Source organism: Advenella mimigardefordensis DPN7, assembly GCF_000521505.1.
Classification (GTDB): Bacteria; Pseudomonadota; Gammaproteobacteria; order Burkholderiales; family Burkholderiaceae_B; genus Advenella; species Advenella mimigardefordensis.
On sequence record NZ_CP003915.1, the window covers coordinates 2118796 to 2131119 of the forward strand.

8 protein-coding genes are annotated in these 12324 nt (G+C 53.0%); 5 read left to right on the top strand and 3 right to left on the bottom strand.

Annotated features, from left to right (window positions below; translation table 11 throughout):
- Positions 1–92: 92 nt before the first annotated feature.
- Both MIM_RS09780 and MIM_RS09785 read right to left on the bottom strand, forming a co-directional pair.
- The gene (locus tag MIM_RS09780) at positions 93–476 is read right to left on the bottom strand and encodes a hypothetical protein (RefSeq protein WP_025372572.1); all 384 of its coding nucleotides are present in this window, start codon (positions 474–476) and stop codon (positions 93–95) included.
- Positions 477–702: 226 nt separating this feature from the next.
- On the bottom strand, positions 703–2652 hold the full coding sequence (locus MIM_RS09785) for a PhoX family protein (protein WP_025372573.1): 1950 nt from the start codon (positions 2650–2652) through the stop codon (positions 703–705).
- A gap of 413 nt (positions 2653–3065) precedes the next feature.
- Here MIM_RS09785 and MIM_RS09790 point away from each other — a divergent pair, with 413 nt between their 5' ends.
- The 5 genes from MIM_RS09790 to MIM_RS09815 all read left to right on the top strand — a co-directional run bounded on the left by MIM_RS09790 (position 3066) and on the right by MIM_RS09815 (position 10501).
- Positions 3066–3830, top strand: coding sequence for an alanyl-tRNA editing protein (locus tag MIM_RS09790; protein ID WP_025372574.1), 765 nt, complete (start codon positions 3066–3068; stop codon positions 3828–3830).
- A 767-nt stretch (positions 3831–4597) separates the two neighbouring features.
- Positions 4598–5977, top strand: a complete 1380-nt coding sequence (locus tag MIM_RS09800) for a dihydroorotase (RefSeq protein ID WP_025372576.1) — start codon at positions 4598–4600, stop codon at positions 5975–5977.
- Positions 5974–7224 (top strand): Zn-dependent hydrolase, encoded by a 1251-nt coding sequence (locus tag MIM_RS09805; protein WP_042070182.1) that lies wholly within the window; start codon positions 5974–5976, stop codon positions 7222–7224. Before MIM_RS09800 ends, MIM_RS09805 begins: the two co-directional genes overlap by 4 nt.
- Positions 7225–7316: 92 nt before the next feature.
- Positions 7317–8606, top strand: a complete 1290-nt coding sequence (locus MIM_RS09810; protein WP_025372578.1) for an MFS transporter — start codon at positions 7317–7319, stop codon at positions 8604–8606.
- A gap of 14 nt (positions 8607–8620) precedes the next feature.
- The gene (locus tag MIM_RS09815) at positions 8621–10501 is read left to right on the top strand and encodes a LysR family transcriptional regulator (RefSeq protein WP_025372579.1); all 1881 of its coding nucleotides are present in this window, start codon (positions 8621–8623) and stop codon (positions 10499–10501) included.
- 243 nt (positions 10502–10744) lie between these two features.
- Here the strand turns inward: MIM_RS09815 and lysS are convergent, their stop codons facing one another.
- Positions 10745–12271, bottom strand: a complete 1527-nt coding sequence (gene lysS / locus MIM_RS09820) for a lysine--tRNA ligase (RefSeq protein ID WP_025372580.1) — start codon at positions 12269–12271, stop codon at positions 10745–10747.
- Between the last annotated feature and the right edge of the window lie 53 nt (positions 12272–12324).

Consider the following 12324-nt stretch of genomic DNA (forward strand, 5'->3'; position numbering starts at 1 on the left):
GCGCGGGAAGGCCGCAGATGTGCAATTATGACGGATGTAATGTTGAAATGAATTGATGTCGATCAAGAAATCAGTCGGTGCGATAAGATTTTTTACAGCGTTATCGAGGTCGCCTGAAAGTGACTTCTGACGTGTTCGATATAATAGTCAATGTCGACTTCCGAATAGCCCAAAATTTGGCCGATTTCTCGTTCGGCTGATTCAACATAACCATGTTGCCGTCCAAATCGGACAAGTTCAGCTAATCTAAGCGCCTTTTGCTCCGCACCCGGGAGCCACACAATCAATCCATTGTTATCTTCCAGCTGCAGAGATTCAAAGCTGCCGTTTTCAATATTTTTTCTGATCTCTTTTAAGTATTCTTCGGGATAGTCCGCGTAGAAAAAAGCCACTTCCTTTTGGCCCAAGCGCATAAGCTCGGCTTCTTTTAATTCATGAGGCCCCAGCCGGCCGCGTTGAGGGTTATTCAGCGTCATTTCCAAATTCCTGATTGCATCAGGTAACCATTGAATTGTCCAAGGTGCATTGATGAATATTAAGAAACGGATTTGATCAGCGTTCTGCGCAAAGTTTGTGAGCGTGCTCAGTCAGGGGCATGGCGGCTTTCCAGGCACCGGCAGGATGCTTCATTGAAAAACCCTTCGCCACACTATAGAAGTGGTGAGCGAAGGGTTCAAGGCAGCCTTAAGACACCGCTTTTACTTAAACTTTAACGGCTTTTTCCTTGCCGGTCAGGTATCCGACGCAAGCGCTGAAGCGATCATGATAGTTTTCATCGATCAGCGGGGCGACTTTGTCCTTGACCACATCGTGCAAGCCGGGTTTGCCGCCTTTGCCTTTTTCCCAGTCACCGGGGTGCTGGAAGTTGCTCATGATATAGGTCCAGCCATTGAGCTCGTCTACGGACTGCAGACCGGTGGATTCGGCGCCGGCAGGGCAGGACAGCAGGCGTGCCAGCTGTTTGGTATCCACGTTGTAGGCCCACAGGAAGTTGTTAACGTGGGTGCCGCTATCTTCGCCAATAAACAGCGTACGCAGTGTTTCGGAAAACTTGATATTATCCGGGTTGGCAATTTTGTCGGCGTGAGCCAGGTTGCCCAATGCATCCGGTGTTTTCAGATCTTCACCTACCAGTTCTGCTGGCGGTTTCATATCCACCGGTACCCATTCGCTGTTGATGTCCTTGCCGGTGTGATCTTTTTGTCCGGCTTTCAGATTCAGTGCATAGACCGCACCGGCATAGGGGCCCTGGACCTTGACATCGCTGGAACCATCCAGCATGGCGTCGCGCACATAGGACATGGCGGAGTAGGCAATTTTGTCCTTGGCATTAACCGTTGTGCCTTCCATTTTTGAAAAGCCCATGCTACCACCGGCTACAGCGGCGTGGCGGTGCGTTTCCAGGAATGTAGCGGCTTTTTCCATACCGGGTTTCAGTTTGACCCAGTTCACTTTTTTGTCGAAGACGATTTTCTTGAAGGAATCATCATTAGGATCTTCGTATTTCACTTCCATGATGTCTTCAGGTTTGAGCTTGTCAGCCAGCGCTTCAATTTCGTCGCTGGTTGCGTGACCCAGGTGAATCCAGGTCAGGTCAGCCGAGCCAGGGCCTTCGCCGCTGGTCTGGTGCCATTTGGCAACATACAGATTGCCGGCAGACAGATCTTCTTCTTTGTCTGCAACAAACATGAACAGGCCGCCGTGGTTGGCATCGTCGCCCATCAGCGCGGTACGTTTGTCGGGCATTACCTGGATCAATTCATGTGAGATACGGCCCAGGTTGTAATGTTTCTTGATGGAGCCAGTGCCGTCGGGGTTAACCGTGACTTCAGGCAGGTGACCGTAGTGGTATGGGTTGGCTTTTTTCTCGTCGCCGAACAGGGCTTTGCTGAAGCCTTTGAATTCGTCGTTTTTGGCGATTTTGAAGGCGTCGGGTTCGTACTCTTCGCTGGACAGGTGGGTATTCCAGGGCGAGAGTGAGGCACCACAGGTAATCCACAGACCGTGCACGCCTGATGTATCGACGTTGTGATATTTAACCAGAGACAAATGACCGGTAGCAGGATCCTGGTCCAGTGTCAGTACGGCGATAGGAGAGGGCAGTTTGCCGTACATATCGTCGCCATTCTGATTGCGTGTGGTGTATTCGAACTGAACCACCGCAAATACCGGATTGCCTTTGACGCCATCTACCTTGGCGTTGTCCAGCTTCAGCAGTGATGTGCCATCGGGACAGTCCGAGAACATCTGGCGCTCTTTGCCGGCAACAGAGGCATCCATAATTGGCTTGTTGTTGATGTCGAAATAACCGCCAGCGATGATTTCGCCACCTTTGCCATCCGGCACTTTATCGCCTGTCAGAAAGAACGGCTTGTAAGCCAGTTCATACGTGGTGTTGGTATTGTCGGCCCAGTTGACTTTCAGGGAAGAACCGACAGTGGTTTCGGCCAGCGAGGCAGGATTATCCAGTGTGGGTGCAGCCATACCCGTAAATTCAGCAGAAGCGAACGCCTTTTTTACGGCATCGGCGGTCTGGGCGGTGGCAAACCCCGCGAAACCGGCCAGAACGCCAGTGGTAAGCGGCAGCATAGGCGCACTGGCCAGGGCCTTCAGGCTGCGACGACGGGAAGGAGAGAATGGAGCGGATGTCATGATACGTGATCCTGTTGAGAACAATGCGCTGATGTTACAGGTTTAATATGACAGGAATTCGTACGGTCGGCAGCAAAGATCGTCAGTACAGCACTGGGGGATCCGGGAGGCGATTCAGGCGCGCAGCACCAGAGCCTGCAAGAACCCGTCCATTTGCCCAAAGGCATCCTGCTGTCACTCACTGCGAGGGCTGCGGTTCTTTGGCGCTTGAGTGTACAACCACTGTTGAGCGCCCGGAAAAAATCGTATGCCGCTTGCTACTTGTTCTGCATCAATGAAAACGGACAGATAAGGCACTATATTTATGCGCTTTGAATCTATTTTCATCAATGCCAGACTGGATACCATCCGCGTGGCAGTATCGCTGAGCAATGATCAGACATTGAAAATTTCACTTCAATTTACGATACCTTATGAAATTTCACCGGCAAACCCGCAAGCGCTATTACGAGGACGGTTTTCTTGGCAGCTGTCAGGCCAGCGTCATTAAAATTGAAGCCGACATGATTGAGCTTGATGCGACGGTCGCGTTTCCGGAAGGCGGAGGACAGGAGGCTGACCATGGCACGATCACGCTGGATAATGGTTCTGTGCTAAGGTTTATCGATGCGCGGAAAATGTACGGGCATTCGCCTGGTATTGATGGTTTTCCTGATGTGCAGGTCGGCGGTGTCATCTGGCACAAAGTCCATCCTGATGATGTCTCACTCTTAAATCAGGTACGCATACACGATAGCGTCACGGTGCATATTGATGTCGATCGCAGGGCCTGGCTGACCCTGAGTCATACGGCTTCACATATTCTGTATGTGGCTGTTGCTGCGGTCCGGCCGGATGCCGTACAAGCCACCCTGGGATGTCATATCCGCAGCGATGGCGCGCGGTTTGATTTTGGCGTCAACGAACGCTTTACCCCGGATCAGGTGAGTCAGATCGAAGCCTATGCCAATGATCTGGTTTTATGCGATGCCGCTATCACCATGAGCGCGCACCCGCAAGAACCGGATTTACGCAGTTGGCATTGTGAGCAACATCGGATCGCCTGTGGCGGTACGCATTTGGATCGTACCGGGCCGGTTGGTCGGCTGGTGGTGAAACGCAAGAGCCTGGGTGCCGGCAAAGAGCGTTTAAGTTGCAGTTTTCCTGATGCCGTGGTTGATACGGCCCGCTTTGGCTGAGCGCCGACGCGCTGCGAGCCAACTGTCCGGGTCAGCATCCAGCCCGTCCATTTCTCCTGCACCAGGACATGGCTGTTGTGCGGTCATCAGTAAGGGGTTGGCCGCTGGTGCAGATGAGCAGGGCACTTATCACATTTGTCACGCCGGACAGGACCCGAGGAGGCCGTTGCGCCGGCAAACGCCATCAATGGCGGCGATGGTGACCATGATGACGATGACGCGACCGATGGCCGCGATACTCTCTGTGGTGGGAGCGGGGTCGGTAGTATCGATGACGTTTGTGATAATTATGTTTTCGTTCGTACTTCGGACCGCTGTAACGATAGCCGTCACGGTAGCCATAATGACGATCGTGTACCACACAGCCACTCAAAAAGATGGCCAGAAAACCGATAACTACAAGCAATTTTTTCATTAATGTTCTCCCTCTTTCATTTGCCGATATAGTAAACAGGATGGCGCGGCAAGTGTGTTGCTCAGTTGTAAGCCAAATTTCAGGTGGGTACAGCTTAGATGCAAGCAGCAGGTGCTGCTCAATACGGGCTGAGCTCATCTTTGTCATAGCCAGCGCGTCTCAAAATGCCGATTCCCAGTTCATTTTTAAATATCAGTCAATCTCCGGGAAGATGGTATTGATCAATATATCCAGTTAGTTATTTTTTATTTGAATTTATTATGTTCTGAAAAAACTATAAGTCAGATCGATATTCAGAATACGACAGCGCTGCAAGATTGTGGCACTCTTATGAAAAATCATAGGAGAACGTATGACAGCATTCGATCTGGTCGTGACCGGCCATCTGGTATTGGCGCATGGAGAAATTCCCAATGGCTATGTAGCGATACATCAGGGTAAAGTAGCCCATGTCGGATCCGCGCAGGCCGGGCTGCCGGCGGCAAAACAGACGGAACGCTTTTCCGACTGCTACGTCTTTCCGGCAGCCATCGATTCGCAAGTGCATAGTCGTAGTCAGAAAGGGCAGGAGGATTTTCTCTGGTCAACGCGCTCGGCCGCCGCCGGCGGCGTCGGAACAATTGTGGATATGCCCTACGATGCGGGGATGCTGATTTGCAATGCGCAGCGATTTGAGCAGAAAAAGCAGGAGGCGCAGCAGCAGGCGCGGGTCGATTTTGCGCTTTACGGGACGGTGCATCCGGACGAAGGCGCGGGCAACATCGATGAAATGGTCGCTGCCGGTGCCATTGGTTTCAAGTTTTCAACTTTCGGTACCGACCCGCAGCGTTTCCCGCGCATTCCCCCATTTACCATGCATGACTGTTTTGCTGCCATCAGCCAGTATGGCTTGATCGCTGGCGTACATAATGAGGACGACGAGGTCGTCAAGCACCTGATCGATCGGGTGCAAAGCAAGGGCCAAACGGATTACACCGGCCACTCGGCCAGCAGGCCTGTGTATGCCGAGAACCTGGCTGTGCTTCAGGTGTATGAGCTGGGCGCCGACACCGGCTGCCGGGCGCATGTTGTACATTGCTCCAACGGTCGCGGTTATGAGATTTGCGCGTCATACCAGCGCCAGGGGTTCCCAGCGACGATGGAAGCCTGTCTGCACTATTTAGTGTTATCCGAAGAAGATGATGTAAGCCAATTGGGCGGGCGAGGTAAAGTTAATCCACCCATTCGAGGTCGGGGCGAGCGCGAAGCGCTCTGGCAGCATCTGGTCGCAGGCAACCTCACGGTGGTATCAACCGACCATGTGAGTTGGTCGCTGGATCGCAAGTCCCATACGAATATGTTCGAGAATGCCTCTGGCGCGACCGGTCTGGAGGTATTGTTGCCGCTGATGGTCACAGAGGCTGCCAGGCGCAATATACCTTTGAGTAAGATTGTGCAGGTACTGACCTACAATGTGGCGCGACTTTTCAGCATCCACGATACGAAAGGGGCGCTAGAGGTCGGGCGGGATGCGGATCTGGTCATCCTGAAAAAAGATCCGTACGTATATGAAGGCAAGGCAAGCGGGCAGAATTTCTCCGATTGGAGTCCGTACGATGGTCGTACGATTGACTTCAAAGTGCAGAAAACCATGGTGCGCGGCAACTGGGTATTTGATGGCCATACGGTCACCGCCGAACCGGGTAGTGGCCGGTTTGTCCGGCCCTTATCGACAGCAGGATTATCATCATGATGAAAGCCAATCAGCAACGTTATTGGGACGCCCTGATGGAACTGGGCACCGTGACAGAGGCATCTTTACCGTATACAAGGCGCTCCTTTAGTGACACCTTTCTGAAAGGACGCCAATGGATAGCCGATAGAATGCAACAGCTGGACATGAGGGTGCATGTCGATCCGGCCGGCAATCTCGTGGGGCGGCTGGACGGCGCCGATAGCACGCGCGGGGTGATCGCTATCGGTTCACATAGCGATACCGTGCCAGGCGGCGGTCGCTTTGATGGCGTAGCCGGTGTTGTTGCCGGGCTGGAGTGTGTTGCTTCGCTGCGAGAGCGCGGTATCCGGCTGAATCATACGCTTGAAGTAATCGATTTTCTGGCTGAAGAACCCAGTGAATGGGGCCAGTCCTGCATAGGCAGCAGGGGTATCAGTGGTCATTTGTCAGACGATATTTTGCAGTGTGCGCATCCGCAGACCGGCGAATTGCTTGCAGATGCGATTGTTCGTATGGGCGGCAAGCCGACTTCCCTGGTCAGGCGAGAAGATATCAAGGCGTTTTTTGAGCTCCATATCGAACAGGGATGCGTGCTGGAAAACGAAGCCTTGCCGATCGGCATTGTCAGTGCGATTGTGGGCATCATCAGGGTGCGCCTGACATTTAAGGGGCAGGCAGCACATGCGGGAACGACCCCCATGCATATGCGCAGCGACGCATTACTGGCGGCGGCACAGACAGCCTGTGATATTCGCCATTTTGCAGCACGCATGTCCGGTGAGCAACCGGAGCATTACGTTGTTGCCACTTGCGGCCAATTCAATGTCAAACCCAATGCCAGCAATGTGGTTCCAGGATTCGCTGAAATTTCAGTTGAAATGCGATCGGATCATCGGCCAAGCATGGAAGCCTTGCATCGGCAGTTGGAGAAAATAGCAGCTGAGGCAGCCGCCACGTATCAGGTGACCCTGCTGTCTTGCGAGACTGTCACCGATACCCAGCCGGTTGTCTGTGCGCCGCAACTGATGGCCCATATCCGTGATGCCAGCGATAGCCTGGGCTTGCCGTATAAGGTGATGCCCAGCGGCGCTGGTCATGACGCTGCATTTTTGAGTCATATCAGTCCTTCAGCAATGATTTTTGTACCCAGCAAAGAAGGTAAAAGTCATTGCGCACAAGAGTGGACATCTGCAGAAGAACTTGCGCAGGGCATCAGTGTATTGATTGATGCAATAGAACGATTCGACGGTGCAGTCAACAATTAAAACAATCAATCCGGCGCTTAGCGCTCAGTATCAAAGGACAGGATATGGAAAAAATTCAACCTTACGGCGGAGCCGGAGCAACCGCCGTCGGCATGCAGGCGCATACAACTGCGCCGATAAAAGGCGACAGCAAAACGGGCAGGGCGGTGGCCGCGGCCTCCATTGGCAATGCGCTAGAATGGTATGACTTCAGTGTTTTTGCCTTTTTTGCCAGCTATATCGGGCATAGTTTTTTTGAGGATGGCAATGAAGTATCAGCGCTGATCAGCACTTTTCTTGTATTCGCTGTCGGGTTTATTGCAAGGCCCATCGGGGCATTGTATTTGGGCGCGTATGGCGACAGGGTAGGCCGCAAGGCAGCATTGACGCTGACGATTGGTATTATGGCGGCAGGTACGCTGATTATCGCGATTGCGCCGCCTGTCTGGATGATTGGCGTGGGTGCTCCCATTCTTCTACTGGCCGGGCGGCTGCTCCAGGGGTTCTCGGCCGGCGGTGAAATTGGCGGTGCCACAGCTTTCCTGGTGGAAAGTGCGCCGCTGGAGAAACGGGCCAGTTATGCGGCCTGGCTTCAGGCCAGCATGGGCATTTCGAATATTCTTGCCGCCTTTATGGGCATGATGATCACGACTTTTTTCGATGATAAGACTATTTCACTGTGGGCCTGGCGCATTCCCTTTGTGGTTGGTTTACTCATCGTCCCGCTGGGGTACTATATCCGTCGTACCCTGGATGAAACGCCTGAGTTCGAAGCGCAAAAGCGCAATCATCCGGCAGACAAAAAACCGTTGCTGGATATTGTCCGGCTTTATCCGCGCCACATGATTCTCGGCATTTTGTTTTCGATTCTATGGACAGTCTGTGTGTATGTGCTGGTTATTTATATGCCAACCTATTATGCGTCACCGACGATCGGGTTGGGATTTTCCCGAAACCAGGCATTCACCGCATCGCTGTTGGGCAATATATTCATGGTGATCGGCTGCGTATTTGCCGGCAGGCTGGCTGATCGGATCGGCGCGTTCAAGGTGTTGCGGGCCGGTTGTGTGATTCTGATGTTTATTTCCTGGCCACTTCTGACCTGGCTGCATCAATCACCGACCGTGACCCATCTGATTGTCGTCCAGATCCTGCATTGCTTTGCTGTGTCACTTTTTGCCGGTGTTGCGCCGTCGGCGCTCGCGCAATTGTTTCCGATACAGGTCAGGTCTACCGGTATGGCTGTTTCGTACAATATTGCAGCGATTTTCTTTGCTGGTTTTACGCCAGCGTTAATGACCTGGGCGACCACGATTGATGTGATGGCACCGAGCTATTACCTGTTTATTGCATCTGCAATTGGTCTGCTGGCAACAATAGGAATGTTCAGGCTCACAAGGTAAGTCATAATAGCGTAATGACCCTTAAGCCAAGCCATATCCTGCAGCAGCTGGAGTTTCGGAATCTTATCCGTTTCTGCCACTTGTGCCAGACGCGAAGTCTGGCACAAACAGCTGCACAATTGGGTATCGCACGGTCGGGAATGAGCGATTCAATCAGCACACTGGAGCAGTTGTGCGGTTTGTCATTGTTTCGACGAGAAGCTCGACAATTCATTCCCAATGATTCAGCGCTGGTTCTGAGCCACCATTTTTTGCGGCTATGCCTGCTCGAAGACTTCGCCTGCCGATATACCCAAAGCGCCTGCCATGAGCTGGGCTGGATCAAAATTCGCTTTCCGTATACCGCTTATCGCGGACAGACCAGTGCGGCGTTTTTTGATGCGGTGTTAAGAACTCAGCGCCAATACCAGAATACGCTTTTCTGTATTGAGTTTTATGACAGCTATCTTCAAGAGTCCGATAGCCGGGAGGACTGGGCGCCCCCATGGCCACGACTTGCCCAGTTTGATATTGTCATCAGCCCGATTCTGGAGCGTTCTGGCGAAAATTCATTTCTCAAGGCCGGTGGCTGGCTACTGTTGCATTCGCAATCGGTAGAAATTCTACCAGGCCGAGCTGGAACCGATAATGCGTATAGGGGCAGGGTGTGCATTCCCCGCATGCCCTGGGCACTATTGCAACAGGCCACCCAGGTATGTGCGCAATTGCAGCTGGATTATGAATATGATGATCGTGATTACCTGCAGGTCATGATGCGGCCGCCCCAGGATAACCGTGTTTTTCTGGTTAACCAGCTGTCTCTGGACGCGACGTTTGATGCGAACTGGCAGCTGAGTCCCGTGGACAGTGCATTGATGTCCGCCATTGAATTGCGCAGTTACGAGGATCACCCAGGCGCACAACTGCTGTTGAACAACTGGCGGCGTGTTCTGGATCGACCCGCCTCCGGTTCACAGCCATTTTCACCACAAACAACGCTTAAACAATGGCACTATTTTGGTCTGGTCGCCGGGCAGAACTCCATTCGCAAGGCCGCTGCTCAGTTATATATGGCTCAGCCAGCATTGAGTACTCAACTCAAACGCTTTGAGTCGGTGCTGGGTTCAACCCTGATTGCCCGGCATCAGGGGGCGCGGCAACTGGCTCTGACCCCGTCCGGGACGTTTATATTTCAAGTGCAGCAGGGCATGAAGCACCTGCTCGCGTCAATGCAATCGTTCCTGCATGCCCGACGATTACAGCAACATCAACGGTTGTCCCTGGGCGTCGTGCCAAGTGCAGATGTCAATAGCAGGCTGAGTGAGCTGATCGTCAATCAGGTGGCAAAATGGCAGGTGCATTATCCGGATGTGCGACTTGAAATCGTCGAGGACAAGCAGCAGGCGCTGGTCGGCCTGTTACGTAGTCAACATATTCATTTGGCATTTGTCGAAGATAATGTCTCCTGGCTGGTGCAGGAAGCAGTGTCAGCGCCGGAGCCCATTGGTCTGGTCATGGCTCCGGATCTGGCAGGCCGATTGGGTATCAGGCAGGGACAATCACTCGATTGGCGGTCATTACGTGGATATCCACTGGTTTTACCCAGACGAGATTCCGGGTTGCGCAAATTGATCGATGATCATTGCGTCAGCCAGAACGTGACCTTAATGGCAGACGTGGAGTCCGATAGTCTGAATATCAATCAGCGCTGGATTGCAGAAGGAAAGTATGGTTCGCTCTTGCCGCGCTCGGCTGTGGAAAGCCTGATCAGCATGAACAAAGCATGGTTCATCGCGTTGACGCCAGTACTGGGCCGCACGATAAGACTATCGTATCTGAAAAATCGGCAATTGAACCCGGTGGAAAAAAATCTGATCGATTATCTGCGGCTTGAACTGGACAACGGTCTGGAATAAGTGGCTGAAGCTGCATTATTGAGCCAAGGTTCCGGCTTTTGCCTGTTTGCCGGTGACCGGCGGGTTAGCGCTACCGTGTATTGGGCCTGCCGCGTATTGGGCTCTACCGTGTATTGGGCCCTGCCGCGTATTGGGCTCTACCGTGTATTGGGCCCTGCCGCGTATTGTGTAAACGCCAATAAAAAAGGTGGCATGATCGCCACCTTGCTTGTGCAAATAATGCTTAGGAGCCTTACTAAGCGATCAGTCTTCCTTGCGCAGATGCGGGAAGAGCAATACGTCGCGAATAGTCGGGCTGTCGGTCAGCAGCATAATGTATCGGTCAATGCCGATGCCGCAGCCGCCGGCCGGCGGCATGCCGTATTCAAGCGCACGGATATAGTCGGCGTCGTAATACATGGCTTCTTCGTCGCCGGCATCCTTGGCAGCAACCTGAGCCTGGAAGCGCGCTGCCTGGTCTTCCGGATCATTCAACTCGGAGAACCCATTGGCAATTTCGCGGCCGGTAATGAACAGTTCAAAGCGTTCGGTGATATCCGGGTTGCTGTCCGAAGCGCGCGCCAGTGGAGAGACTTCTACCGGATAGTCTACGATGAAGGTCGGATTCCACAATTGTGATTCGGCCGTTTCTTCGAACAGGGCCAGCTGCAATGCGCCGATTCCTGCGCGCGCCAATACCGGGCCGTCTACATCGGCACCCAGTTTGCGTAATTCAGCTTGCAGGAAGGCAACGTCATTCAGTTGTGTTTCGGTGTACCCGTCAGCGTACTTCATGATGGCCTGCGTGATGGTCAGTCGATCGAACGGCTGGCTCAGATCCAGCGGCTTGCCCTGATGAGTGAGCACTGCGCTGCCGGTGGCAGCAACGGCGACATCACGCAGCAATTGCTCGGTGAAATTCATGAGCCATTGATAATCAGTGTAGGCCGCATAAAATTCCATCATCGTGAATTCAGGATTATGTCGCGGGCTGACCCCTTCGTTGCGGAAGTTGCGGTTGATTTCAAAAACGCGTTCAAAACCGCCCACTACCAGCCGCTTCAGATACAGTTCCGGTGCGATGCGCAGGAACATTTGCATATCCAGCGCATTGTGGTGTGTCACAAACGGTTTGGCCGCGGCGCCGCCGGGAATAGGGTGCAGCATGGGCGTTTCCACTTCCAGAAAGCCCGAATCGTTCATGGCTGATCGCATGGCAGCAATAGCCTTGCTGCGTACCTTGAAGGTGTTGCGTGAATCTTCAGTCATAATCAGATCGACATAACGCTGGCGATAGCGCAGCTCCTGATCGGCAATGCCGTGGAATTTGTCGGGCAGGGGACGCAGCGATTTGGAGATCAGGTTGATTGATTCGGCGTGAATCGACAGTTCGCCCTTATTGGTTTTGAAGACGCGACCACTGACCCCGATGATGTCACCAATGTCCCAGGTTTTGAACTGTTCGTATACGTCTTCACCCACGCCTTTTTTGTCCAGATAAATCTGTATGCGTCCGCTGGCGTCCTGGATGGTGGCGAAACTGGCTTTGCCCATGACGCGCTTGAGCATCATCCGTCCGGCAACACGGGCCGGATTGGCCTGCGGGTCCAGGGTTTCTTTGTCGAACGGGTCAAACTGCTCGTGCAATGCCTGCGCCTTGTGTTCCGGCCTGAAGCTATTGGGATAAGCAATGCCGGCTGAGCGCAGGCGCGAGAGTTTTCCGCGTCTTTCGGCGATGAGTTTGTTTTCGTCCACTTCGGTAACGGGCGCGTCTTTCTGGGTATCGTTCATAGGGTTTACTGGTGTTTTAGCTAGGCATGTCAGACTCATGTGACATGTCAGGG